Origin of the sequence: Clavibacter californiensis (genome assembly GCF_021952865.1) — a bacterium.
Lineage (GTDB): Bacteria > Actinomycetota > Actinomycetes > Actinomycetales > Microbacteriaceae > Clavibacter > Clavibacter californiensis.
This window is the reverse complement of sequence record NZ_CP040792.1, coordinates 783,675-809,197: the sequence shown is the minus strand read 5'-3', so window position 1 is coordinate 809,197 and position 25,523 is coordinate 783,675. Positions and strand designations below refer to the sequence as shown.

Here is a 25,523-nt window from a genome sequence, read left to right as displayed (position 1 = left end):
CCTAGGGTGGCGCCATGGATTCCCCGCCGTTCCTCCTCGGCTACGCCGTGTTCCTCGTGCTGGTCCTCGTCGCCGGGCTGATGGGCTTCGGGACGTCGCGGGACCGGCGAGGCCCGCGGAACCGCCGAGGCAGCACACGGGACGACGGCGGCGGCATGTACGTCCCGACCGACGCGTGGAGCGGGCACATGGCCGACGGGCACGGCGGCGGTCATGGTGATGGCGGGCACAGCGGTGACGGCGGTGACGGCGGTGCCCACGGCGGCGGAGGCGACAGCGGTGGCGGTGGCGGTGGCGGAGATGGTGGAGGCGGCGGCGGCGACTGACCGCCACCGCCCCTCGCAGGTCGGGCCGGACTAGAACCCGCCGCGCTGCGACATCGGGGAGAGCACGAGCTCGTCGATCCGCACGTGCCGCGGCGACGCCAGCACGAACATCGCGGCCCGGGCCACGTCGTCGGGCGTGAGCATCGCGGCGCGCTCGGCCGCGTCGGGGACGGTGGGCCGGAGCGCGAGGAACTCGCTGTCGATGGTGCCGGGGCAGAGGTGCGTGGCGCGGATCCCGCTGCCCGCCTCCTGCGCGTTGAGGTCGCGCACGAGCGCCCCGAGCGCCGTCTTCGAGGCGCTGTAGGCGACGCCCGCGCCCGGCGAGTGGGTCCACGCGGCGTACGAGGAGACGAGCACGACCGTGCCGCCGGACACCCGCAGCAGCGGGAGGGCGGCGGCGACCTGGTGCGCCGGGCCGGTGAGGTTGGTCGCGACGATGCGGTCGAAGTCGGCGGTCTCCTGCTCGGCCCACGAGCGCCGCGGGGCGTTGAGGCCGGCCGCCACGACGATCCCGTCGAGCCGGTCGAGGCCCGCGACCACAGCGGCGAGCGCGTCGTCGTCGGTCACGTCGAGCGGCGCGACGACGGCGGTGGATCCGAGGTCGTCGACGAGAGCGCGCGTCTCCTCGAGCGCCTCCCGGCGGCGGCCCGAGAGCACGAGGTCCCAGCCGTCGCGGGCCGCGGCCACCGCGGTCGCGCGGCCGACGCCGGACCCCGCACCGCTGATCCACAGCGTCCGCGGACTCGCCGCTCCCTCCCCACGCGCATCGAGGTCGTGGTCGTCGTGCTGGTCGTGCATCCGTGCTCCGGACATGGCGGTCTCCCCTACGTTGAGGGAAACGCTATTAGGACCGAGGGGAACACGCATGCTCATCGATCTCAACGACAGGGTCGTCGTCGTCTCCGGTGCCGCCCAGGGCATCGGCCGCGCCATCGCCGAGCGCTTCCTGGCCGAGGGGTGCCGGGTCTTCGGGCTCGACCTCCGCTTCCGCGACGCGCTGCCGGAGGGGATCACCGCGATCGTCGCCGATGTCACCGACCAGGCCTCCGTGCAGGCGGCGATCGCGCAGGTGGTCGAGGCCGCCGGTCGCGTCGACGTGCTCGTGAACAACGCCGGGATCAACGTGGAGGGATCCGTCGAGACGCTCGAGCCCGCGCGCTTCCAGGCCGCGTTCGACGTGAACGTCGGCGGGGTGTTCCTGCTCTCGCAGGCCGTCATCCCGGCCATGAAGGCGGCGGGAGGCGGGCGCATCATCAACGCGGCGTCGTTCGCGGCCGTCATCCCGAGCGTCGGAGCGGCCGCGTACGGCGCGTCGAAGGCCGCGGTCGTGCAGTTCACGCGCGTGCTCGCGAGCGAGCTCGGGCCATGGGGCATCACCGTCAACGCGTACGCGCCCGGCATGATCCCCACCGCCATGAACGGCTTCGCCGAGATGCCGGAGCCCGCGCAGGACCGGCTGCTCGACACCCTCAGCATCCGCCGGTGGGAGCGGCCCGACGACGTCGCCGACCTCCTCGTGTTCCTCGCGAGCGACCGCGCCGGGTACATCACGGGCACGCTCGTCGATGTCAGCGGCGGCAAGCTCGCGACGCAGATGCCGCAGCGCGCGTACGAGGGCGAGTGCGCCCCGGAGCGCGGGCCGCGGGACGGCGCGCGATGACCGTCACGACCTGGGAGGCGCAGCCGCTCGACACCGTCCGCTCCGAGCACGCCGAGGCGCCGCTCTGGGACACCGCGCGCGGCACCCTGCTCTGGGCCGACCAGTACGCGGGCATCCTGCGCGAGGCGACGTTCGACCCGGTCACGCTCGCGGTCGGGCCCGTCACCGAGACGCACGTCGACGGTCCGCTCGGCGCGGTGGTCCGCCACGCGGACGGCGGCCACGTGCTCGCCGCGCGCGACGGCTTCGTCCGCCTGACGGCGGACGGCGAGCTGGTCCCCATGGCGGACGTGCTCCCGGCCGACGGCATCCGGCGCCGCATGAACGACGGCGAAGTGGATCCGCGCGGTCGCCTCTGGGCCGGGTCCATGGCGTTCGACAAGACGCCCGGCGCCGGCGCGCTGTACCTCCTCGACCGGGGCGTCGCGACGACCGTGCTCGAGGGCGTCACCATCTCCAACGGCACCGCGTTCTCCGCCGACGGCGCCGAGATGCTCTACATCGACACGACCACGCAGCGGGTGCAGCGCTTCCGGGTCACGGAGGAGGGCGGCCTCGCGGATCCCGAGGTGGTGGTCGAGATCGACCCCGCCGACGGCCACCCCGACGGCATGTGCGTCGACGACGAGGGCTTCCTCTGGGTCGCGCTCTGGGGCGGCGGCGAGGTGCGCCGCTACTCCTCGACCGGCGAGCACGTGGGATCCGTGCGGGTCGACGCACCCCAGGTCTCGAGCTGCGCGTTCGTCGGGCCCGACCGCGACATCCTCGTGATCACGACCTCGCAGGAGGGCTACTCGGCCGAGGACTCGGCCCGCCATCCGCGCGCGGGGATGCTGTTCGCGGTGCGGCCGGGCGTCACCGGGCCGGCCGCCAGCGCCTACGCGTAGGCGGTGACGGCGGCGGAGTCGACGAAGCCCGTGCCGCTGTCGACGCCGGATCCGCGCCCGGCGCGACGGGCGGCCCCTCCCGCGAGCGCGGCCGAGGTGACCCCCACGCCGACGCCGACGATCGCCGCGGTCGCGACAGCCCCGACGGACGAGTGCGCGAGCACCAGCCCCGCGACGAAGGCGAGGCACTGCACGATCCAGAGGGCGTGGATCCACCGGGGCCACGCGCCACGACCCCGGCCGACGAGCGCGAGCCGGCGCCGCGCCCACACGATCGCGACGACCCGCACGATCGCGGACAGCCCCAGCAGCGCGAGACCGCCGATCGCGAGCGGCGCGGTGCCGACGCCCGTGGCGATCAGCGCGAAGAGCACGCATCCCGCCGCGGAGGCTCCGTCGGCGACGGCCTGGACGAGGGTGGGGAAGCGCATGCCCCGACCCTAGGAGGGACCGGGCCGCGGATCACCGCCGGCCGCGCCCCCATCCGCCGCGACCGCGCCCCATCCGCGCCCCGTCGCCGCGGCGCGCGACCCATCCCCCACCCGGTTCCCCCACCCGGTTCCCCCTCACGGCGGACTCCCCCGCGCGCCCCCGCACCTAGCGTGAGCAGCACGGATCACCGACGCCCACCGAGGAGGCCATTCGTGCTCGAAGTCCAGAACGTCACGCGATCGTTCGGGGACCGCAAGGTCCTCGACGACGTGTCCTTCACCGTGAAGCCGGGGAGGCTGACCGGCTTCGTCGGCGGCAACGGCGCCGGCAAGACCACCACCATGCGGATCATGCTCGGCGTGCTCACCGCCGACTCCGGCACCGTCTCGCTGAACGGGAGCGACCTCGGCACCTCCAGCCGCCGCACCTTCGGCTACATGCCCGAGGAGCGCGGCCTCTACCCGAAGATGAAGCTGCAGGAGCAGATCGTCTACCTCGGCCGCCTGCACGGCATGAGCGCCGCCGACGCCACCGCGAGCACCGAGCGGCTGCTCGAGCGGCTCAGCCTCGGCGAGCGCCGGAACGACCCCATCGAGTCGCTGTCGCTCGGCAACCAGCAGCGGGCGCAGATCGCCGCGAGCCTCGTGCACGACCCCGAGGTGCTCGTGCTCGACGAGCCGTTCTCGGGCCTCGACCCGATCGCGGTCGAGACCGTGCTCGGCGTCCTCACCGAGCGGGCCGCGCAGGGCGTGCCCGTGCTCTTCTCCTCGCACCAGCTCGACATCGTGGAGCGCCTCTGCGACGACGTCGTCGTCATCGCTGAGGGCCGGATCCGCGCATCGGGCGACCGCGAGGAGCTGCGCGACCAGCACAGCCGCCCCCTCACGGAGCTGCAGATCTCGGGCGACGGCGGCTGGGTGCGCGACGTGCCCGGCGTCGAGGTCGTCGAGTTCGACGGCGGCTACGTGCTCTTCGAGGCCGACGAGGAGGCGCGCCAGCGCGTGCTCGCCGAGGCCGTCTCCCGCGGATCCGTCACCGGGTTCACCCGCCGCCGCCCCACCCTCAGCGAGATCTTCCAGGAGGTCGTCCAGTGAGCACCACCAGCACCACCCGACGGGGCACGGCCCCGACGTTCGCCCAGTCCACGATGCTCGTGACGGGCCGCGAGGTGCGCATGCGCCTGCGCAGCAAGTCGTTCCTCATCAGCACGGGGATCCTGCTGGTCGGGATCCTCGCCTCCATCATCGTGAGCGGCTTCCTCACCGCGAACGGCGGTCCCGGCGGCGGCAGCGACCCGACGCGCGTCGCCGTCGTCGGTTCCGCCCAGCAGGCCGTGTCCGGCGCCGAGTCGCTCGAGGGCGTGCCCGCCGACAGCGTCGAGGACGCGCAGGCGATGGTGCGCGACGGCGACGTGGAGGCCGCGGTCGTCCCCGACACGCAGGCCGACTCCGACGGCGCCGTGCTCGTGATCGGCGACACCTCCGCCCCCGACGGAGTCGTCAGCGCACTCACGGACACCCCGCGCGTCGAGCTCCTCGACGAGCCGACCACGAATCCCGCCATCGCCTACATCGTGGCGCTCGCGTTCGGCGTCGTGTTCTTCATCTCGGCGCTGACGTTCGGGCAGATCATCGCCCAGAGCGTGGTCGAGGAGAAGCAGACCCGCGTGGTCGAGCTGCTCATGTCGACCATCCCCGTGCGCGCGCTGCTCGCCGGCAAGGTGCTGGGCAACAGCATCCTGGCGTTCGCGCAGATCGCGCTCATCGCCCTCATGACGGGCGTCGGCCTCCTCGTGACCGAGCAGACCGCGCTGCTCGCGATCGTCGGCCCCGCGGTGATCTGGTTCGTCGTGTTCTTCCTCTTCGGGTTCGTGCTGCTCGCGTCGCTCTTCGCGGCCGCGGCCTCGCTCGTCTCCCGCCAGGAGGACGTGGGAGCCGTCACGGCCCCGGTCACGTACCTCGTGATGATCCCGTACTTCGCGGTCATCTTCTTCAACGACAACCCCGTGGTGATGACGGTCATGTCGTACATCCCGTTCTCCGCCCCGGTCGGGATGCCGATGCGGCTGTTCCTCGGCGAGGCCCAGTGGTGGGAGCCGCTCGTGTCTCTCGCCGTGCTCATCGCGACGACCGCCGTGGTCGTGGCCCTCGGATCCCGGATCTACAGCAACTCGCTGCTCCGCACCGGATCCCGCGTGAAGCTGCGTGAGGCGCTGAAGGCATGATCGACGCGCTGCAGGACTTCACGAACGGGCTGCCGGAGCTGCTCCGCTGGTTCGGGGTCATGGTCACCGCGATGATCCCGTTCCTCGAGGTCGAGTTCGCCGCCGTGGTCGGCGTGATCAGCGGCCAGCACGTCGCGATCGCGGTGCTCGCGGCGGTGGTCGGGAACGTCGCCGTCGTGGCGATGATCGTGCTGGTCGCGTCGCGCACGCGCTCACGGCTCACGCGCGACAGCGCGAAGGAGGAGACGCCGAGGCGCGCCAAGATCCGCCGCACGTTCGACCGCTACGGCGTGCCGGGCGTCAGCCTCCTCGGCCCGCTCCTGGTGCCCACGCACTTCACGTCGGCCGCGATGGTCTCCTTCGGGGCCCGCCCGCGCGCGGTGCTGATCTGGGAGACGATCGCGATCGCCGTCTGGGGCATCGCGTTCGGGGCGCTCGCGGTGCTGGGGCTCTCGGTGGTGTGATCGCGCCCCGACCCCGCGCCCTCGACCGCCCGGCCGCGTCCGCTCCCCCGCGGATGCGGCCGGGCCCGCGTACGGTCGACGCATGACCGACGCGACGCCGCCCGGATCCCGCACGCACCTCGAGCTGCCGCTGTACGGCGCGTCCTGGCAGGAGGCGATGCGGAGGTTCTTCCTCAAGTACGCGACCTTCCGCGGCCGCGCCAGCCGGAGCGAGTTCTGGTGGTGGATCCTCACGAGCGTCGTCGGCACGTCCGCCCTCCAGACCCTGAGCAGCGTGAACGCCGACCGCCGGGAGCCGCTCGGGGGTCTCGGTCTCCTCGACGAGCTGGCCATCGTCGACTCCTGGAGCGCCGTGCTCGCCGTGCTCCAGCTGGCGGTCTTCATCCCGGCGCTGGCCGTCTCATGGCGGCGGCTGCACGACGTCGACCGCAGCGGCACGTGGATCTTCATCACGTTCATCCCGGTCCTCGGGCTGATCGTCTACGTGGTCATGACCGCTGGTCGGTCGCGGCCGGGCGGCGCGCGGTTCGACTGACGCCGCGGATCCCTCGCGCGGAACTCGCGCGCGCAGCCGAGCGGCGACGCTTCGGTGAGCCCGATCCGCTCCCCGAACCCGAGGACCCCCCATGGCCGTCGCCGCCCGCCGCATCCTGCCCTCCGCGTTCGCGGCCGTCCTCCTCGCCGCCGCGCTCAGCGGGTGCACGCTGCAGCAGCTCGCCGACCTCGTGCCGCACGCCGAGACGCGCGACGACGACGGATCCATCACGGCCGGCGGCACGACGGACGTCTTGACGCTGCGCCAGGGCGACTGCCTCGACGACGCAGCGTCGGCCGCCGTGATCGAGCAGGACGCGGCCGATGCGCACCCCGCGAGCGACGACCACTCGGCGCATTCGCACGAGGTGGACGACGTGAGCACGGTGCCGTGCTCCGACCCGCACGACTTCGAGGTGTACGCAGCTCCCACCCTGACGGGCGGTGACTTCCCCGGCGACGACGCCGTGGACGCGCAGGCCGACGACCTGTGCGGTTCCGCGTTCGGGCCCTTCATCGGCTTCGACCACCAGGACTCGATCTACGACTTCCAGGGGCACAAGCCGACCGGCGACAGCTGGAGCACGGGTGACCGCACCGTGGACTGCATCATCGGCGATCCCGCGGGCACGACCGCCGGCTCGCTCGCGGGCATCGGGCGGTAGCGGCGCGCCCCGGCCTGCCGACCGCTAGGAGCGGTCGGCGGCCTCGTCGTCGTCGCGGGTCGCGGCGGCGCCGTCGACCTCGACGCGGTCGCCCTGGACCTCCACCGTGGCGGGGCCGTCGACCTCGACGCGTGTCGTGCCGTCGCCGTGACCGTCGACGACCACCGTGACCTCGGGGGCGGATCCGGTGGGCGCGGCGTACGTGTCGAAGTCAGCCGCGTCGTCGGCGGACGCATCGTCGGCGTCGCGCTGCTCAGCCGCCTCCCGGGTCTCCTCGACGTCCGCCTTCGCGGAGTCGGCGAGCACGGCGCCCGCGGCTTTCGCGCGGTCGGCCGCCTCCGCACCGATCCCCTTCGCTGCGTCGGCGGCGCGCGATCCGGCGTCCTGCGCGCGGGCGGCGGCGTCAGCGGACGCGTCCTGGATGCGGTCCCCGGCCTCGCGGGCACGGTCGGCGGCCTCGGACCCGGCGGCCTTGGCCTTCTCGAGACCCTCGGACCCGGCCGCCTTGGCCTTCTCGAGACCCTCGGATCCGGCCGCCTTGGCCTTGTCCAGCGCGTCGGAACCGGCGTCCTTCGCCTTCTCGAGCGCGTCGGAACCGGCGTCCTTCGCCCTCTCCAGCGCGGCCCCCGCGGGCGACTGCTCGTCGTCGAACGGACCGTGCACGTCGATCACGCGGATGTTCACACGCACCGCTCCGGGCGCGATCTGGCGGGCCGCACGGGCGACCTGCTCGCGCGTCTCGTCGACGACGTCCTGCACGGGCGTCGGGTACTCGACCACGAGGTCGATGTCGATCACGGTGCCGCCGGCCTCCTCGGAGACCGTGACGCCGGGGCCGGTGCTCGTGCCGCGGATCGCCCGGGACGCCGCGTCGAGCGCCCGCGCGGCCGTGCCGCCGAGGTGGTGGACGCCGGTGACGCCCGCGGCGGTCTCGGCCGCGGCGACGCCCACCCGGTGCGCGGTCGTCTCCCCCTCCGGGTGCGCGGCGTCGATGCCGGTCAGGTCGATGGGACGGATGGCGGGTGCGGCGTCGTTCACGGCGGTGCTCCTTCGGTCGTGCGGTGCGGTGCGGGATGGGTGCGGGTGCCCGCCGCTGCGCCGGGCGGGACGCGGCGGCAGGGGGGGCGGATCAGGCCGGGACGTCGGCGGCGCGGGCCAGCGCGCGGTGCGCGAGGCCGGCGATCGCGGCGCCGACCAGCGGCGCGACGATGAACGCCCACACCTGGCCGAGCGCGACGGGCCCGCCGTAGATCGCGGCCGCGATGGAGCGGGCCGGGTTCACGGACGTGTTGCTGACCGGGATGCTGATGAGATGGATCAGGGTGAGCGTGAGCCCGATGACGATGGGCGCCACGGCCGCGTACGCCTTCTGGCCGGTGACGGCGAGGATCACGGTCACGAAGACGGCGGTGAGGATCACCTCGACGAGCAGCACGGCCCCGAGGCCGAAGCCGCCGGGCGATGCGCCGCCGAAGCCGTTGGACGCGAAGCCCGCGTCCTGCTTCGACGCGAGGTAGCCGGCGGGGCCGTCGGAGGCGATGAGCGCGAGGGCGCTGGATCCGAGGATCCCGCCGACGAGCTGCGCGACCACGTAGCCGGGCACCTCTCGCCAGCCGATGCGGCGCGCAAATGCGAGTCCGACGCTGACGGCGGGGTTGAAGTGGCCGCCGGAGATACCGCCGACCGCGGCGACGCCCGCCATGACCGTGAGGCCGAACGCGAGCGCGACGCCGAGGAAGCCGACGCCCGTGGCGTTGCCGACGTCGGGGAAGGCGGACGCGTAGAGCGCCGTGCCGACGCCGCCGAACACGAGGAGGAACGTGCCGAACGCCTCCGCGCCCCAGCGGGCGGCGGCGGACGGGCGGTCGCCGGCGGATGCGGCCTTCTGGCCGCGGCCCTGGGCCGGGGTGTCGCGGGGTGCCTTCGTCGTGGCGGTCGACTTGCTCATCGGTCGGGTCCTCTGTCGGGAACGTGGAGCGCGGGTGGATGCGGGGTGGGAGCGTCGGATGGCGCTCCCGTCGGTGCGGGGGATGCTCCGGAGGGTGCTGCGTGCTCGGTGTCGGGCGCCTCGTGCTGGGCGCTGTGCGCTGCGGGTGGCGCGGGCCGTCTCGGGTGCGGCCTGCGCACGGCGACGGGACCGGGGCGTGCCCGGTCCCGTCAGCGGGCGGTGCTACTGGACGCGGCGCGTGGAGTCGTCCTCGTCCTTGTCGTCCGACGGGATGTGCACGTCGGAGACGGTGACGTTGACCTCGGCGACGTCCATGCCGACGACCTGCGAGATCGCGTCGGTGACGGACTCGCGGATCCGGTCGGCCAGGTCCTGCAGCGCGACGGGGTACTCGGCGACCACGACGATGTCCGCGGCGACCTGCTTCTCGCCGACCTCGACGGAGATGCCCTGGCCGCGGTCCTGCTGGCCGATGACGTTGCGGATCGCGCCGACGGCCCGGGCCGCGCCGTTGCCGAGGTCGTGCACGCCGGGGACCTGGCGGGCCGCGATGCCGGCGACCTTCTCCACGACGCCGTCGGCGATCGTGTTCTTGCCCGAGGCGGAGCCGGCGGGGGTGTGCTTGGCGGCGGCGCGGCTGGAGGCGGTGGCGGGGGTGACGTCGGTCATGTGGTGCTCCTGATGCTCAACGGCGCGATCCCGGATGCGGGATCGCGGTGCCGGCTGGATGACCGGCACGTCAAGGAGACGGCGGAGGCGCCCGGGTCGTCCCAGACGTCCAGCGTTCCTCCAGGCGGCAGCGGCCGGGCTTCGCTGGGCGGCCACCGGGCGGCGCGCGCCGTGCGCATTCCGGCCAGGGCACGAGCCCGGCCAGGGCGCGAGCCCGGATCCCGCCGCGCGCGTCACCGGGCAGCCGGACGCATGCCGCGCACCCGGCCTAGGTTGAGCCCATGACCGATGCCCCCGGCACGACCCCGCACCACGACGTCCTCGTCATCGGCGGGGGGAACGCCGGCCTCTCGGTCGCGGGTCGGCTCCGGCGGTACGGCGTCGACGACGTCGCGGTCATCGAGCCGCGCGACACGCACTACTACCAGCCGATGTTCTCGCACGTGGCGGGCGGCACCGCGCGGGCGTCGCAGGCCACCCGGCCGCAGGGATCCGTCACGCCGAGGGGCGTCACATGGATCCGGGACCGCGTCGCCGGCATCGACCCGGTCGCGAAGACGGTCGCCCTCGAATCCGGCACTCGCCTCTCCTACGGCGACCTCATCGTGTGCCCCGGCATCCAGAAGGACTGGGACCGCGTGCCCGGCCTCGCCGAGGCGATGGACTCGCCCGTCGGCATCTCCAACTACGAGCACCACTTCGCGGCCAAGGCCTCGCGCGTGCTTCGGGACGTGCGCGCCGGCACGGTCGTCTTCACGCAGCCCGACGGTCCCGGCACGTGCTCGGGCGCGGCGCAGAAGCCGATGTACCTCGCGTGCGACCACTGGCGCGCCATCGGCGTGCTCGACGACATCCGCGTGGTGCTGGTCGTGCCCACGCCGACCATGTTCGGCATGCCGCTCGTCGACGCCGAGCTCGAGCGCAAGGTCGCCGAGTACGGCATCGAGGTGCGGTACGGGCGCGAGCTCGTGGGCGTGGATCCGGACGCCCGCACCGTGGAGATCGCCGGCGACGACCGTGCCCGCGCCCTCCTCGGGCCGGATCACGCCGCTCACGCCGACGACGCAGGCGTCGCCGAGCGCGAGACCATCGCCTACGACGTGCTGCACGCGGTCCCGCCGCAGTCCGCGCCCGACTGGCTCGCCGGCACGGGCCTCGCGGCGCCCGGCGACGCGGGCGGGTTCGTCGAGGTGGATCCGCTGACCCTCCGCCACCCGCGCTACCCCGACGTGTGGGCGCTCGGCGACGCGGCGGCCACCACCAACTCGAAGTCCGGCGGCGCGCTCCGTCAGCAGACCACGACGGTCGCGAAGAACCTCGTCGCGGCGCGGAAGGGGAAGCCGCTGCCGCAGACGTACGACGGGTACTCGGTGTGCCCGTTCGTCGTCTCGCGCTCGACCGTGGTCTTCGCCGAGTTCGACGACCGCTACCGCCCGAAGCCCACGATCCCCGGGTGGAAGGGCCTCGCCAAGGAGCGCCGCATCACGTTCCTCGCCGACCGCTACGTGCTGCCGTGGGTGTACTGGAACCTGATCCTGCAGGGCCGCGCCTGATCCGCGTCCGCCCCGCGGATCCGCCATCGGGCGGACGCGCGACCGCCACACGCACCGCGAGGATGGATCCATGACGCGCCCCGGTGAGACCGCCCCCGACTCCCGCGGCCGCACCGGCCTCCACCTCCGCGGCACCGACCTCGACCGCAACCCCGACGTGGTCGTCAGGCGCGTCGAGGTCACCTCCGACGGCTGGCACGTGCTCCGCCGGACGACGCTCGACCTGCGCCTGCGCGACGGGTCCTGGCAGGAGCAGCAGCGCGAGACCTACGACCGGGGCGACGGCGCGACCGTGCTCCTGTACGCGGCTGACACGCACCGGATCCTCCTCACCCGCCAGTTCCGCTACCCCGCCTACGTCAACGGCCATCCCGACGGCAGGCTGATCGAGGCAGCGGCCGGCCTCCTCGACGAGGACTCCCCGGAGGACGCCATCCGCCGCGAGGCCCGCGAGGAGCTCGGCGTCGAGATCGTCGCGCTCACGCACCTGTTCGACCTGTTCATGAGCCCCGGATCCGTCACCGAGCGCGTGCACCACTACCTCGCGTCGTACACGCCGGCCGACGTCGTGGGCGCGGGCGGCGGCGTGGCCGAGGAGGGCGAGGACATCGAGCGGATCGAGGTCACGCTGGACGAGGCCCTCGCGATGGTCGCCGACGGCCGCATCGCCGACGGCAAGACGGTGATCCTGCTCCAGCACGTGGCGCTGCACGGGTTCCCGGCCTAGGCGCAGCGCAGGCGGACGGGCACGGGCGGACCGGGCCGTAGGCGAGGATGGACGGGTGACCGACGCCACCGCCGCCTCCTCCCTCCGCCTCCACGACACCGCCGCCCGCGGCTTCGCCTCCGACAACTACTCCGGGATCCACCCCGAGGTCCTCGAGGCCATCGCAGCCGCGAACGGAGGGCACCAGGTCGCGTACGGCGGCGACGCGTACACGGCACGCCTGCAGGAGGTCGTGGGCGAGCACTTCGGCCGCGGCGCCGAGGCGTTCCCCGTGTTCAACGGCACGGGCGCGAACGTCACGGGCCTCCTCTCGATGCTGCCGCGCTGGGGCGCCGTGGTGTGCGCGACCACCGCGCACATCAACACCGACGAGGGCGGCGCCCCCGAGCGCGTGGGCGGCATCAAGCTCCTGCAGGTGCCCACCGAGGACGGCAAGCTCACTCCCGAGCTCATCGACCGCGAGGCGTGGGGCTGGGGCGACGAGCACCGCGCGCAGCCGCTCGCCGTGAGCATCACGCAGACCACCGAGCTGGGCACCGTCTACACGCCGGCCGAGGTGCGGGCGATCGCCGACCACGCACACGAGCGCGGCATGCGCCTGCACATGGACGGCGCCCGCCTCTCGAACGCCGCGGCCACGCTCGACGCGCCGTTCCGCGCCTTCACGTCGGACGCGGGCGTCGACGTCGTCAGCTTCGGCGGCACCAAGAACGGCCTGCTCTACGGCGAGGCGATCGTGGTCCTCGATCCCGAGGCGTCCGAGGGGCTCACCTACCTCCGCAAGCTCAACATGCAGCTCGCCTCGAAGATGCGGTTCGTGAGCGCGCAGCTGCTGGCGCTGCTCGGATCCGAGGTCGACGGGGTGCCGCTCTACCTCCGCTCCGCGCGCCACGCGAACGGCATGGCCGCGCGCCTCCGGGCGGCGCTCGACGGCGTCGACGGCGTCGAGTTCACGCAGGAGACGCAGGCGAACGGCCTGTTCGCGATCCTCCCCGAGGGCGTCGCCGACCGCCTCCGCGGCGAGTTCCGCTTCTACGACTGGGACCCGGCCCGCCGCGAGGTGCGCTGGATGTGCTCGTTCGACACCACCGAGGACGACATCGACCGCTTCGCCGCGGCGATCCGCCGGGAGGTCGGGGCGGCGTAGCCTCCCGCGGCATCGTCGAAGCCGCGGAGGCTCATCGTCGCGGCCGGATGGGGATCCCCATCCGGACGCTCGCTTGGCGGCGACGCGACCGTGTGAGGTGCGTCGCTCCGTGTCGTCGAGGCGAGGACGACAGCCGGCGTGGATGGGCTCGCTCCATCGCGCGGGCCCACCCGAGCGCGGTCACCGGACGTGCGTCATGAGCCACTCGTACGGGTCGATGCGCTTGGAGCCGTAGGCGAGCTCGAAGTGCAGGTGTGGTCCCGTGCTGGCACCGGTGGTCCCGACCCGACCCACCGGCGTCCCGGCCTCGACGACCTGTCCCGCACGCAGCGGCACGGAGCCGAACCGCATGTGGGCGTACGTGCTGCTGATGCGGGTCCCGTCGATGTCGTGCTCGATGACCACGTGCACGCCCAGGCCCGTGTTCGAGCTGACGACCTGGCGGACGACTCCTGGCGCGATGGCCTGGATGGCGGCCCCGCTGCCGGGGTCGAAGTCCAGACCCTGGTGGTTGGAGGAGCACCCGGAGCAGGGCGATGCGCGCGGTCCGAAGGGGCTGGAGATGCGCAGCGACGACGGGATGGGCCAGCGCACATCGGTGCCTGCGGGAACGGCGGCCAGGGCCGCGCCGGCACCGGCGGTCGTGCTGAGCGCCTGCACGGGAACCACGGGCGGCGGGGGCGGGGGCGGCAGGGTGACGGAGAAGGCCTCTTCGCTGGTGACGGTGTAGTCGGCGCCGTCGACCTGCAGCGTCTGGATCTCGCCCGTGGCGGGGTCGTGCACGGCCACGGCGCCGCCGGCGATGTCGTCGGGGACGGCGTACGCAGGGAGGCCGTAGGTGACGGCGATCGCGCCGGCGGCGAGCATCGCGCCGATCGCGGTCTTCCACGGGTTCGCGCCGCTCCGCCGGGTGTGGGCGGTGGTGGGCGCCGCCGTGGCCTGGATCATGCGCGCCCGCCGCCGCGCTTCCTGCTGCCAGGTCAGTGTCCGGCCGGCGGGCACCGGGTCAGCGTGCTCGAAGGTGCTGCGGCGGGTGGTCGTGCGGGTCGGCGGGATGACGCGGGAACGTCGCCCACGCGCGAGGGGCGCCGGGGGTGTGGCGTTGGGCAATTGGTGCCTTTCATGGGGGCACGCAGGCAGGGCGGCATCACGGGATCGCCGCCCACGCTGCGGAATGCGGAAGTGGGAGAGGAGTGAAGGGAGAGGGTCAGGAGCCGAGGAGGGTGCGCATGCGGGAGATCTCGTCCTCCTGCGTGCGGACGATGTCCTCGGCCATGGCGATCGCGTCGGGGTTCTGGCCGTCGTCGATCTCGGTCTGCGCCATCTCGATCGCACCGGTGTGGTGCTCGATCATCTGGTTCAGGAACACCTCCTCGGCTTGGGTGCCCTCGGCGCCGTCGAGCTCCTGCATGTCGGAGTCGGACATCATGCCGTCCATGTCGTGGTCCATGCCCGACATCTCCTCGACGCCCCACTGCTCAGCCCACGCGTCCAGCTGCTCGATCTCCGGGACCTGTGCGTCCTTGATCCCGGTAGCCAGTGAGGTGACCTCGGGTCGGATGCCGGTCTTCTCGAGCAGGGAGTCGCTCATCTCGATGGCCTGCTCGTGGTGCGGGGCCATCATCTGCACGAACGCGAGGTCGGCATCGTTCGTCTGCGCGCTGGTCGAGCTGTCCGCGAATGCCGACGAGCTCGTCTCGGGGGTGGTCCCGGCATCATTCGTCGCGCAGCCGGTCAGCGTGAGCGCGGCCGTGAGCACCAGGCCGGCGGTGATCGTCGTGGTCTTCTTCGTCATGGGGTTGGTCCTGTTCCTGCAGAGGTATGGCAGGGCACGATCATCACCGCGCTGGGCGCGGTGGATCAGCCCAGGTCATGGGTCGATGCAGGACGGATCAGATGCGGAAGACGGACAGAGCAGCTGGCGACGGAGGCGAGGGCAGCCGGGCCGGCGGGCGGACCATGCGTCGGAGCACGAGGGCGGGGAGGACGCCGAGGGTCGCGTCCCGCCACAGCGCACGGGCCACGACCATGCCGACCGCCGCCAGGAGCAGAGCGATCGCGGACGCAGCCGTGGCCGGGAGAAGGGCGAGGTCGGGCAGCGCGGCCGCACCGAGCGCATCGGCGACGACGGAGGATGGGACATCGACGGCGGGGCGCCTGTCGCCCACCCCATGACCGGTCCCATGGGCATGCAGGTCGCCGGCGGCGTGCGTGTGGTCGCTGCCGGTCGACTCGCCCCAGCCCTGTGCGGCAGGGGTCATCACGACCAGTCCCACCACGACCGCGACCAGAGCCAGCAGACGGAGGAGGACACCGGCGACAGAGGCGCCGAACGCCCGATGCGACAGGGTCGAGGAGGACACCGGGATCACCTGGGCTCCTCTCCGCTGCCGCTGATACTCGGCGTACGTTACCCGATCGTGACGTGAACACCGCACACCTGTTCGCACTTCACACGCGCCTATCGGCTAGCACCGGACCACGCTCCGCTCCGCAGCACCAGCGACCCGCCCCACCGCAATGGATACCCCACAGGGGTATGCATATACCCCTATGGGGTAGACGTTCGGATCCATGAACGATCGACGCCTCTCCACCTCCGCGCAGCACGCACAGCACGTCCACGGCGCACCGGCGGACACGCACGAGCGACTACATGGCGCGAGTGATGACGCTGGGTCCGGCAGCCACGACCGGATGAGCGCGGGCGACCACGAACACGCTGACCACGGCGGGCACGCAGGTCACGGCGGCCACGGAGACCACGTCGCCCGCTTCCGGCGGTTGTTCTGGATCATGCTGATCCTCGCGGCCCCGGTCGTGGGCGCGAGCGGGATGTTCGCCACGATCCTCGGCTACACGCTCCCCGACGTCGCCGCTCTCGGGTGGGTCTCTCCCGTCCTCGGGACGCTGATGTACGCGTGGGGTGGGCGGCCCTTCCTCACGGGTGCCGTCAGCGAGTTGAAGAGTCGTCGTCCGGGGATGATGCTGCTGATCGCGCTGGCGATCACCATCGCGTTCCTCGCCTCGTGGGGGGCGAGCCTCGGGCTGCTGGATCACGAGCTCGACTTCTGGTGGGAGCTGGCGCTGCTGCTCGTGATCATGCTGCTGGGGCACTGGATCGAGATGCGTTCCCTCGCGCAGACCTCCTCCGCGCTGGAGTCCCTCGCGGCATTGCTTCCGGACGAGGCTGAACGCGTCGACGGCGATGACGTCGTGACGATCTCACCGGCCGAGCTCCGCATGGGGGACGTCGTCATCGTCCGTCCCGGCGGGCGCGTCCCTGCTGATGGCACGATCGCGCAGGGGACGGCCGATGTGGATGAGTCGATGATCACCGGTGAGTCGCAGCCGGTGTCTCGAGGCCCGGGTGCCCGGGTAGTCGCCGGCACCGTCGCGACCGACACCCCGATCCGGGTCCAGGTCACCGCGATCGGTGACGACACCGCACTGGCGGGCATCCAGCGCCTCGTCACCGAGGCGCAGAGCTCCACCTCGCGCGCGCAACGTCTCGCCGACACCGCCGCCGGATGGTTGTTCTGGTTCGCCCTCAGCGCCGGGATCCTCACCGCGATCGCCTGGACGCTGCTCGGCCGGCCAGAAGACGCGGTGATCCGCACCGTCACCGTCCTCGTCATCGCCTGCCCGCACGCGCTCGGTCTCGCGATCCCGCTGGTGGTGTCCATCGCCACCGAGCGCGCCGCGAAGGCCGGGATCCTGATCAAGGACCGCCTGGCGCTGGAGACGATGCGCACCGTGGACACCGTCCTGTTCGACAAGACCGGCACCCTCACCAAGGGCGAGCCCACCGTCGTGGACGTGCTCAGCACCGACCGACGTGACGCGGACGGCGTCCTCGCCGTCGCGGCCGCCGTCGAAGCGGACAGCGAGCACCCGCTCGCGCGCGCCATCGTGGCCGCCGCTGCCCGGCGCGAGCTCGCCGTCCCACGGGCACGGGAGTTCCAGGCGTCCACCGCGGTCGGCGTCACCGCACAGGTAGACGCCGCAACGGTCAGCGTCGGCGGCCCCGCCATGCTCGACACGCACCACACGACCCCGATGGATGGAACGAAGCAGTGGGTGCATGAAGGCCGGATCATCCTCCACGTCCTCCAGGACGGGGACGTGATCGGCGCGATCGCCCTCTCGGATGAAGTACGCGAGGAATCTCGGGACGCCATCCACGCCCTGCATGCCGCTGGCGTGGAGGTGGTCATGATCACCGGCGATGCCGAAGCCGTCGCGCACACGGTCGGTGACGAGCTCGGCGTCGACCGGGTCTTCGCGGGGGTGCGCCCGGAGGACAAGGCCGCGAAGGTCCGCGAGCTCCAAGATGAGGGCCGGAAGGTCGCGATGGTCGGCGACGGCGTGAACGACGCCCCAGCCCTGGCTCAAGCCGACGTCGGCATCGCGATCGGTGCCGGCACCGATGTGGCCATCGCGTCCGCCGGCGTGATCCTCGCCTCCGACGACCCGCGCTCCGTGCTGGCCGTGATGGAGCTCTCCAGCGCGAGCTACCGGAAGATGACGCAGAACCTCTGGTGGGCCGCCGGCTACAACCTCATCTCCGTCCCCCTCGCTGCCGGGGTCCTCGCGCCGATCGGGTTCGTGATGCCCATGTCCATCGGGGCACTGCTGATGAGCGCATCGACCATCGTCGTCGCCCTCAACGCGCAGCTGCTCCGCCGCCTGGACCTGCGAACCACGCGCACTGAGCCGTCTCGATGGGGGATCCCTCACCGGACGCCGCCGTGGCCTCGCGAACGGGCGTCTGCCGGGCCCGCGCAGGAGCCCGTGCGAGGGTGCCTCATGGATTTCACGGGGCGAGCAAGCACGGACCGACCGGACCCGAGGGCCTCATGGCGCGATCAGGCGCGCGAGCTCGGGGTGTCGGCGGCGGGCCTGGTGCCGCAACGGCATCTGGAGGACTGGGGCATCAGCGGCCTCCAGACATCCCAGCGGACAGTCGCCGGGGTGCAAGTCATGCAGCCTGTCACGCTGTCGCGGTCCTACACCGTGCTGCGGAACCCGGACGACCTCGGGGACCCGGCTGACCTCCGGCCGCTCGATGACGATCTGCGCCGCATGCAGAACGAAGCGGTACCGGATGACCTGCCGGAATGGATGGTGTGGATGCGGGACCGCGGCCGGTTCCCGCAGCTCTGGGAAGCGGTGCAGACGCACTGTCCGCCGTCAGGGGTGTCCACTGCCGACGCGTTGGATGTCGCGGGGCTGCTCGCCTTGCACGCGGACTACGTCCTGCACGACGTCTTCCGGGAGGAGTCGGGTCTCGGTGACTTCACCGAGCATCCGTGGGTGCCGCTGGTCGACCGCGAAGACGCCCGGCCTGCGGCGGTCGTGGTCGATGGCGAGGTCGCCACAGGAGGACTGACGATCGACAGCAACGAGTTCGTCGTGGCTGTCGGCGCGCCTGTGGGTGGCGGACGAGTCGTCACCGCCGTCGTGTCCCGGGCGCAGCTCCACCTCGTGTCGCTGGAGTTCGTTGCCGACGGGCCCGATGGTCCGACTGCGCCTCTCGCCGGCTGAGAACACGAGCGCCTTGTCGGACCCCTGGTGCGTCGCGAGTCGTGGGCTGCCCGACGCGTCCAGGTGGAGATCCCTACCCGGACGATCCTCGGGGAAGCGCAAGCACGCTCGCCGTCCTCAAGGAGCTGGCGCTGTCCGCGACCGCGAGCGTCTTCGTGACGGTCCGCGCCCCGTGCCCGTGCGCTCGGAGATCGCCGTGGCGCGCAGGGTCGTCGCTCGTGAGCGGCAGGGCCGAGGACCCATCCGCTGACGGTGAGGTACCGTGTGCACGCCCGGACTGCTTCGTCAGCCACGTGGGCGCCGGGTGTCGTGGGTCCACGACACCCGGGCCCCCTGGCGTGCACGGCATGACGCGACGGATCCGGGCGACCATGCCGGGGGTCCGGCTCCCGAGCGGGTTCATGAGGAGACGCGGTGGCCACCATCGGCGATGTGGCGAGAGCCGCCGGCGTCTCGCGCAGCACCGTCTCCTACGCGCTGTCCGGCAAGCGCGCGATCTCGCTGGAGACGCAGCAGCGCATCCAGGACGCGATCCGCTCGCTGGACTTCACGGTCAACGCGGGAGCGCGCGCCCTGGCCACCCAACGGACGATGGTGCTGGGGCTGCTGGTCCACTTCGACCCGGACGAGTTCGCGCCGGCGATGATGGAGTACGTCCTCCCCGTCACCGCACGGGCGCGTCTGCTGGGCTACGACATCCTGATGGTCACCGAGCGCGACGGCGCCTCGGCTCTCGCCCGGGTGATGAGCGCCGGCATGGTCGACGGGGTGATCCTGCTCAGCGTCTCCACGGACGACGACCGCCTTCCGATCCTCCGCCGAGGCCGCCAGCCCGGGGTGGTGATCGGACTGCCGCAGGACCCGACCGGCATCGACGTCTTCGACCTCGACTTCGCGGAAGCCGCGACGGTCACGCTCGAGCACCTGCGCGGACTCGGACATGACGCGGTCGCCATGATCGTGCCCCCGCGACACGTGTTCGAGCGAGGCGGGACCTACGGATGGCGCTTCCGCGACACGGCACTCGCGGCAGCAGGGAGCCTCGGCATGGACCTGCGCGTGCGCCATGCGGAGACGACCGCCGAGAGCATCGAGCCGATGGTCGCCGCGCTCCTGGACGAGGAACCCGACACGACCGCTCTGATCGTGCACAGCGACCGGACGGCGGCGATGCTGCCCGGCATCCTCGGCAGACGCGGCGTGTCGGTCCCCCGGGACCTGTCGGTCATCACCCTGCACTCCGCCGGGTTCGCGCGCGACTTCTCCGTCCCCTACAGCTACATCGAGACCGGGCCGGCGGAGCTCGCGGCGCGAGTCGTCGACCTGCTCGTCGATCGCATCGCCGATCCCCGATCCCCTGCACAGCCGAGCGTCACGCTCCTGGAAGCCCGGCTGGTCGACCGAGGAAGCGTCCTCCCGCGATAGACATCGCCGCTCGTCGCTCACACCTCATCCATGCCTCGACCGAGGACGGCTGCGGCGGTCGATCCCGCCCCGGATCCGGTGCTGCCCTTGCGTCCTGGCCGTGAACGAACCTATGGTCGTCGAACCGGTTCGATGCGGAACCTACAGCCGCCCCTGCGCCGACCATCCAGTCGACCACCGGTCTTCCTCGCAGAAAGGGATCCCAGGTGACAAAGACGTCCCCCCGGCGACGCGGCACTCGTCCGCTCGCCCTCACACTGAGCGCGGCGACCATCGCCGCCCTCGTCGTCGCCCTCCCCGGCGACCCGGCCACCGCCGCAGTCGATGCGACCATCCCCGCAGACGCGCTGGTGCTGCAGTACGACTTCGAAGAGGGCCAGACCCCCGGTGACACCGTCACCGACCTCTCCCCCAGCAGCCTCGACGGGACGGTCGTCAACAGCGCCGGAGCGTCGTTCGTCCCGGGCCGCAAGGCCGGAACACGCGCCATCGACCTCCCCGGCGGAGCGGCGGACTCATCGACCGCGCCGTACATCACCGTCCCCAACGGCCTCTTCGACGGCGTGACGCAGACCACCGTCTCCGCGTGGACGCAGTGGTCGGGGACCGGCGGGTTCCAGTGGCTCTGGTGCCTCGGCATCAGCCCCGACGCAGCCTCCGCGTTCGCGCCGTCGTTCCGCGACGGCGACGGCGCTGCCCGCGCGATCATCAAGCAGCTCCGTGAGGGCGGGGAGACCGGCGCCTCCAGCACGGGCCCGCTGCAGAAGGACCAGTGGGTCAACGTCACCGCGACCATGGACGGCACGGACATCGTCCTGTACGTCAACGGCCTGCAGGTCGCCACGGCACCCGCCTCGGTCGACCTGGCAGCCCAGCTCTACTCCGCATCCGCATCGAAGAGCGGCAACATCGGCCGGGCGCTCTGGGACGTGCACCCCTACTACGACGGCGCCATCGACGACTTCCGGGTCTACGACCAAGCCCTCTCCGCAGCGCAGGTCCGCGGACTCGCCGGCGATCTCGTACCGACCGTCACCGAGGTCACCCCGACCGAGGTGGCGGTGACGACCGCGATCGGGACAGCACCCGAGCTCCCGGGCGTCCCCGCGCTCTACTCCGACGGCGTCACCCGACCCATCGCCGTGACCTGGGACGAGATCCCCGCCTCCGCGTACGCGAAGCGCGGCTCCTTCACGGTGCGCGGCGAGGCGACCGAGACCGGCACCCCGGTCACCGCCACCGTCACCGTCCGCCTGCCGGGCGAGCTCACCATCGACCTCGGCACGACCACCGGGGACTTCATGGGCGGCGCCTCCGGCACCCTCTACGGTGTGTACGGGCAGGGCCTCCCCTCGAAGAACCTGCTCGAGGGCATCGACCTGCGCACCGTCTCGACCAAGGCCCAGGACGGCCCCCAGCACCCGGGAGCGGACGCCCTCGACGTCGCGAAGGCCGTCACCGACGCCTCCGACGGCGACACGTACATCTACATGACCGACATCTACCGCGGATTCCCGTACCAGTGGCCGGGAGACACCCCGGAGGCGAAGCTCGACGACTTCCTCGGGAAGATCGGCACCCAGGTCGACCAGGTGCTCCAGATGCCGAAGGAGTACCAGGACAACATCGTCTTCGTCCCCTTCAACGAGCCTGAGGGCAACATGTTCGGCACCGGCGAGTGGAGCTATGACGGTGTCAGCTGGCTGGACGACCCGACGGACTTCTTCTCCGCCTGGGACCGCGCCCACGCGCTGATCAAGGGCAAGATGCCCGACGCGCGCATCGCGGGGCCGAACACCAGCGTCCTCTACGACCAGGTGCGGGGCTTCATGACCCACACCATCGAGGCCGGCACCCTTCCCGAGGTGATGACCTGGCACGAGCTCAGCGCGCCCGGCGAGATCCGCAAGAACGTCGACCGGTACCGCGAGTGGGAGGACGAGCTGTTCACCGGCACGCGCTTCGCCGGCAAGCACCTGCCGATCAACCTCAACGAGTACGCCTTCAACTACCACACCTCCGTTCCCGGTCAGATGATCCAGTGGATCAGCGCCATCGAGGACAAGAAGGTCGACGGCGACATCGCCTACTGGAACATCGACGGCAACCTCAGCGACTCCGCCGTCCAGGCGAACCGTGCCAACGGCCAGTGGTGGCTGCTCAACTCGTACGCGCAGATGAGCGGCAAGACCGTCGCCGTCACGCCGCCGAAACCCGGAGAGAGCTACACGCTTCAGGGCGTCTCCACTCTCGACACGGAGAAGAAGCAGGCGCGCGCGCTGTTCGGGGGCTCCGAGGGCCAGCATTCCGTCTTCTTCGACCGCATCCCCACGAAGACCTTCGGCTCGAAGGTGCACGTCAAGGTCAACGAGATCCGTTGGACCGGACAGGTGGGCGACTCCCGTGAACCGGAGACCGTCAAGGAGTTCGACGCGAAGGTCGTCGACGGAGCCATCGCACTGGACTTCGGCGGATCCCTCCCGGCGCTGGACATCGACTCCGCCTACGAGGTCATCCTGACCCCCGGCGCCAAGGCGACCTCCCCGTCCTCCTCGCCTGTGCAGTTCCGAGAGAAGTACGAGGCCGAGGACGCCGCCTTCACCGGCCAGCGCTTCCTCAACGGCCCCGAGGGCTCCCCCAGCAACGTCGGCGGGTTCTACACGTCCGGCGGCCGCGACATCGGCGGCTTCCGCACGGGTGGGGACCTGAAGACGGACTTCCAGGTCACGGTCCCGAAGGACGGCGAGTACGACCTCAGCGTCTTCGGCGGGTCGCAGAACACTTTCGCGGCCAACGCCACCCAGGGGCCCATCAACACCTTCCTCACCGTCGACGGTGCGGCAGAGCAGGAGATCTACCTGCCGCTCGCGTACAAGTTCGTCGTCTGGGACCACGTGGACACGAAGGTGCGACTCACCGCCGGCACCCACACCATCAGCCTCTCGGCGAAGAACCTCGCCGGGACCGCGGGCACCATCGGTGACGGCATCGTCGACAAGATCGAGCTGTCACTGCCCAGCACCACCGCGGGCTCGACCATCTACGAGGCCGAGCTCGGATCGTTGACCACGGGCGCGCAGACCGACTACACCCGCGCAGGAGCATCGGGATCCGGGACCGTGAAGCTCAAGGCAGGAGCCGCCAGCGTCATGTGGGCGTACAGCAGCGAGGACGCGCCGTCGTCTCTCACCGTCGACACGCTCGGCGGGGGCACGGGGAAGCTCCACGTGAACGGCGTCGATGTGGGCACGGTCGGCAAGAGCACCACGAAGCAGGTGTTCCTCTCCGGCGGCGTCAACAAGATCGAGGTCATCGGCACGGGCGGATCGCTCCGCGTCGACCGCGTCGTCATCGGCTCCGCTGTCGGCGCGCAGGCGTCCACCTCCTATGAAGCGGAAGCCGCCACCATCGAAGGGCCCGCGGTCGTGCGTGACCTGTCGCTCGCATCCGGCGGCAAGGCCGTCGGGAGCATCGGCGGCGGTCGCTCCGGCGACTCCTCGGTCACGTTCCCCGACATCCAGGCGAAAGCGGACGGAACCTACGCACTGACGTTCCGCTACTCCAACGAGGAGCAGTCCCCCGCGACGCACTACAACCCGGATCCCCTCGCCCGCCACGCCGACGTCACCATCAACGGTGCGACGCAGAAGGTCCTCTTCCCGCACACGTTCCACCAGAACCAGCTGTGGGAGCTGACCGTCCCGGTGACCCTCAAGAAGGGAGCGAACGTCATCTCGATCACGTCCAAGGAGCTCCCGGGTTTCGATGGGAAGACGTACCTCTCCGACACGTTCCCCGGCGTGCTGCTCACGTCGCAGTACGCGCCGAACCTCGACAAGATCACGATCACCCCGTTCGTGGCCTCGCCGACGGCGGCGACCGTGCTGTCATCAGCGGTCGCGCGTTGCGCCGCGGGCAAGGTCACTGTCACCGGACGTGTGACCAACACGACCGGTGCGACCGCGGACATCACCGTCGAGTCCCCGTGGGGGCGTGTCACCCACCCGTCCGTCCCTCGCGGCAAGACGGTCAGCAGTGCCTTCACGACGGACAGCAAGTCCATCACCGCGGGCTCGCTCGACGTGAGCGCGACCGGGAGCGACGGCCAGACGACAGGAGCCGCGAAGCCCGGCTACGCCGCGACCGCCTGCCGCTGACCCCTCACGGGTGGGGTGGTGACCACGAACGTGTTCACCACCCCACCCGTGCCGTCTCATGGAGGACTCGACACCCGACGCCGGCCTCGCCATCGCATGGCCTGACGCCGGCGAGACGCAGGAGATGGCGCTCAGTGCGGTCGCTGTGGCGTCGCGGCTCGACAACCGAATGTTCTCCCGCCGTCCATGGGCAGCTCTGGCGTCCCGCGGACGCCTGGTGGGATCCTCGAGCATGGCGAGATGGATGAGAACCACCGTCCTCGGGCTCCTCGGAGTCGGCGTCCTCTCGGGCGCGCTGATCATCGTCGGGTGGAGCATCGACGAGACGCACTTCGAGCGACGGGATGCGGGCTTCGACCACCTGACCACGCGGATGGCCGACCTGCCCGGCGTGGAGGTCCGCGATTCCGAACGGTGGGTCGAAGCGCCCACCTTCTCCGACGCGATGTCGCGCATCGACCTGGACGTCGATCCGGAGGGCCTCTCCGAGCTCCTCGACGCGACATGCACGACGGAGTACCAGGGCACGGTCTCGTGGTCGGTGCGGATCGCCACCGATGAGGGGGCCTCCGTCTCCGCGCACACCGCCGGGACGCTGCCGTCTCGGACTGCCTCCTCGCCCACCTGCATCGACTTCGGATACGACATCGAACGGCTGACCGACGCGATCGGCGAGACGGTCCCCGGCATGGACATCCAGCCGATGATCGGGGATCGCGGTCAGTTCACGCTCGTCCAGACCGAGGAGGAGCCGGACGGGCTCCTCTCCCTGCTCCCGCTCGTCGCCCGCGCGGACGATCTCCGGGAAGCCGCCGGGCTCCCCGACGACGTGCCCGTCGAGATCAGTGCGGCGACGCTCGGCATGACCGCCGATCCCGGCGACCACGACCGGTACGCGACCCTGCTCCGCGACCTCGTCGAGGAGCACGACGTCGCCGCCTTATGGGCGGACGACGGGGCGTCTCGGATCGACGGCGTCGCCACGGTCCAGATCGTCGCGCCGGAGCGGGAGCAGGCCGCGATCCGGGAGCGCATCTCCTCCTCCGGCCTGCCGCTCGACGACTGGGAGGTACGGTTCCTGCTCCCCGAGTCGACGAGCCGGGAGGCGAGCTGAGGCCTCACCTGGGCCTTCGGGATGTGGTGGCCGCCTCCGAGGGG

22 protein-coding genes and 1 pseudogene are annotated in these 25,523 nt (G+C 71.8%); 15 read left to right on the top strand and 8 right to left on the bottom strand.

What is annotated here, in order from left to right:
- Nucleotides 1-14 precede the first annotated feature (14 nt).
- On the top strand, nt 15-326 hold the full coding sequence (locus tag FGD68_RS04095) for a hypothetical protein (RefSeq protein WP_119373602.1): 312 nt from the start codon (nt 15-17) through the stop codon (nt 324-326).
- Between the two features lie 30 nt (nt 327-356).
- On the opposite strand, the gene FGD68_RS04090 is transcribed toward FGD68_RS04095, so the two are convergent.
- On the bottom strand, nt 357-1,139 hold the full coding sequence (locus FGD68_RS04090; RefSeq protein ID WP_119373603.1) for an SDR family oxidoreductase: 783 nt from the start codon (nt 1,137-1,139) through the stop codon (nt 357-359).
- A gap of 52 nt (nt 1,140-1,191) precedes the next feature.
- Here FGD68_RS04090 and FGD68_RS04085 point away from each other — a divergent pair, with 52 nt between their 5' ends.
- Both FGD68_RS04085 and FGD68_RS04080 read left to right on the top strand, forming a co-directional pair.
- Nucleotides 1,192-1,986 (top strand): SDR family NAD(P)-dependent oxidoreductase, encoded by a 795-nt coding sequence (locus FGD68_RS04085; protein ID WP_119373604.1) that lies wholly within the window; start codon nt 1,192-1,194, stop codon nt 1,984-1,986.
- The gene (locus tag FGD68_RS04080) at nt 1,983-2,873 is read left to right on the top strand and encodes an SMP-30/gluconolactonase/LRE family protein (RefSeq protein WP_237609811.1); all 891 of its coding nucleotides are present in this window, start codon (nt 1,983-1,985) and stop codon (nt 2,871-2,873) included. The genes FGD68_RS04085 and FGD68_RS04080 overlap by 4 nt, the downstream gene beginning before the upstream one ends.
- On the opposite strand, the gene FGD68_RS04075 is transcribed toward FGD68_RS04080, so the two are convergent.
- On the bottom strand, nt 2,864-3,304 hold the full coding sequence (locus FGD68_RS04075; protein WP_237609810.1) for a hypothetical protein: 441 nt from the start codon (nt 3,302-3,304) through the stop codon (nt 2,864-2,866). The two genes, FGD68_RS04080 and FGD68_RS04075, sit on opposite strands and share 10 nt — an antisense overlap.
- A 213-nt stretch (nt 3,305-3,517) precedes the next feature.
- Here FGD68_RS04075 and FGD68_RS04070 point away from each other — a divergent pair, with 213 nt between their 5' ends.
- The 5 genes from FGD68_RS04070 (at nt 3,518) to FGD68_RS04050 (ending at nt 7,192) form a co-directional block, all read left to right on the top strand.
- Entirely contained in the window at nt 3,518-4,399 is an 882-nt protein-coding gene (locus FGD68_RS04070; protein ID WP_104235846.1) for an ABC transporter ATP-binding protein, read from the top strand.
- Nucleotides 4,396-5,529, top strand: a complete 1,134-nt coding sequence (locus tag FGD68_RS04065) for an ABC transporter permease (RefSeq protein WP_119372122.1) — start codon at nt 4,396-4,398, stop codon at nt 5,527-5,529. Before FGD68_RS04070 ends, FGD68_RS04065 begins: the two co-directional genes overlap by 4 nt.
- Nucleotides 5,526-5,993 (top strand): hypothetical protein, encoded by a 468-nt coding sequence (locus FGD68_RS04060; protein ID WP_119372123.1) that lies wholly within the window; start codon nt 5,526-5,528, stop codon nt 5,991-5,993. Before FGD68_RS04065 ends, FGD68_RS04060 begins: the two co-directional genes overlap by 4 nt.
- Before the next feature lie 82 nt (nt 5,994-6,075).
- Nucleotides 6,076-6,528 (top strand): DUF805 domain-containing protein, encoded by a 453-nt coding sequence (locus tag FGD68_RS04055; protein WP_119372124.1) that lies wholly within the window; start codon nt 6,076-6,078, stop codon nt 6,526-6,528.
- A gap of 91 nt (nt 6,529-6,619) precedes the next feature.
- Nucleotides 6,620-7,192: a septum formation family protein gene (locus FGD68_RS04050; RefSeq protein WP_119372125.1), complete on the top strand. Its 573-nt coding sequence runs from the start codon at nt 6,620-6,622 to the stop codon at nt 7,190-7,192.
- 24 nt (nt 7,193-7,216) lie between these two features.
- On the opposite strand, the gene FGD68_RS04045 is transcribed toward FGD68_RS04050, so the two are convergent.
- The 3 genes from FGD68_RS04045 to FGD68_RS04035 form a co-directional block, all read right to left on the bottom strand.
- Nucleotides 7,217-8,230: an Asp23/Gls24 family envelope stress response protein gene (locus tag FGD68_RS04045; protein WP_119372126.1), complete on the bottom strand. Its 1,014-nt coding sequence runs from the start codon at nt 8,228-8,230 to the stop codon at nt 7,217-7,219.
- Between the two features lie 91 nt (nt 8,231-8,321).
- A complete protein-coding gene (gene aqpZ, locus FGD68_RS04040) occupies nt 8,322-9,140 on the bottom strand; it encodes an aquaporin Z (protein WP_119372127.1) in 819 nt (272 codons plus the stop codon).
- A 222-nt stretch (nt 9,141-9,362) separates the two neighbouring features.
- Nucleotides 9,363-9,809 carry an Asp23/Gls24 family envelope stress response protein gene (locus FGD68_RS04035; protein WP_104235839.1) on the bottom strand — a complete coding sequence of 149 codons (447 nt, stop codon included), beginning with the start codon at nt 9,807-9,809 and terminating at the stop codon, nt 9,363-9,365.
- A gap of 281 nt (nt 9,810-10,090) precedes the next feature.
- Here FGD68_RS04035 and FGD68_RS04030 point away from each other — a divergent pair, with 281 nt between their 5' ends.
- The 3 genes from FGD68_RS04030 to FGD68_RS04020 all read left to right on the top strand — a co-directional run bounded on the left by FGD68_RS04030 (nt 10,091) and on the right by FGD68_RS04020 (nt 13,236).
- Nucleotides 10,091-11,362 carry an NAD(P)/FAD-dependent oxidoreductase gene (locus FGD68_RS04030; RefSeq protein WP_119372128.1) on the top strand — a complete coding sequence of 424 codons (1,272 nt, stop codon included), beginning with the start codon at nt 10,091-10,093 and terminating at the stop codon, nt 11,360-11,362.
- A 70-nt stretch (nt 11,363-11,432) separates the two neighbouring features.
- Nucleotides 11,433-12,089: an NUDIX domain-containing protein gene (locus FGD68_RS04025; RefSeq protein ID WP_119372129.1), complete on the top strand. Its 657-nt coding sequence runs from the start codon at nt 11,433-11,435 to the stop codon at nt 12,087-12,089.
- 55 nt (nt 12,090-12,144) lie between these two features.
- Nucleotides 12,145-13,236: a threonine aldolase family protein gene (locus FGD68_RS04020; protein WP_119372130.1), complete on the top strand. Its 1,092-nt coding sequence runs from the start codon at nt 12,145-12,147 to the stop codon at nt 13,234-13,236.
- Nucleotides 13,237-13,416: 180 nt separating this feature from the next.
- On the opposite strand, the gene FGD68_RS04015 is transcribed toward FGD68_RS04020, so the two are convergent.
- The 3 genes from FGD68_RS04015 to FGD68_RS04005 all read right to left on the bottom strand — a co-directional run bounded on the left by FGD68_RS04015 (nt 13,417) and on the right by FGD68_RS04005 (nt 15,608).
- Nucleotides 13,417-14,184 carry a M23 family metallopeptidase gene (locus tag FGD68_RS04015; RefSeq protein WP_119372131.1) on the bottom strand — a complete coding sequence of 256 codons (768 nt, stop codon included), beginning with the start codon at nt 14,182-14,184 and terminating at the stop codon, nt 13,417-13,419.
- Nucleotides 14,185-14,443: 259 nt separating this feature from the next.
- A complete protein-coding gene (locus FGD68_RS04010; protein ID WP_119372132.1) occupies nt 14,444-15,031 on the bottom strand; it encodes a DUF305 domain-containing protein in 588 nt (195 codons plus the stop codon).
- 97 nt (nt 15,032-15,128) lie between these two features.
- Entirely contained in the window at nt 15,129-15,608 is a 480-nt protein-coding gene (locus FGD68_RS04005; RefSeq protein ID WP_119372133.1) for a hypothetical protein, read from the bottom strand.
- Between the two features lie 202 nt (nt 15,609-15,810).
- On the opposite strand from FGD68_RS04005, the pseudogene FGD68_RS04000 reads away from it, so the two are divergent.
- The 4 genes and pseudogenes from FGD68_RS04000 to FGD68_RS03985 all read left to right on the top strand — a co-directional run.
- Nucleotides 15,811-17,946, top strand: a pseudogene (locus tag FGD68_RS04000) (heavy metal translocating P-type ATPase); the annotation flags it as partial.
- A 1,251-nt stretch (nt 17,947-19,197) separates the two neighbouring features.
- Nucleotides 19,198-20,208 (top strand): LacI family DNA-binding transcriptional regulator, encoded by a 1,011-nt coding sequence (locus FGD68_RS03995; protein WP_119372135.1) that lies wholly within the window; start codon nt 19,198-19,200, stop codon nt 20,206-20,208.
- Between the two features lie 206 nt (nt 20,209-20,414).
- A complete protein-coding gene (locus tag FGD68_RS03990; protein WP_119372136.1) occupies nt 20,415-24,365 on the top strand; it encodes a LamG-like jellyroll fold domain-containing protein in 3,951 nt (1,316 codons plus the stop codon).
- Nucleotides 24,366-24,609: 244 nt separating this feature from the next.
- Entirely contained in the window at nt 24,610-25,479 is an 870-nt protein-coding gene (locus FGD68_RS03985; RefSeq protein ID WP_147361588.1) for a hypothetical protein, read from the top strand.
- The last annotated feature ends 44 nt before the right edge of the window (nt 25,480-25,523 follow it).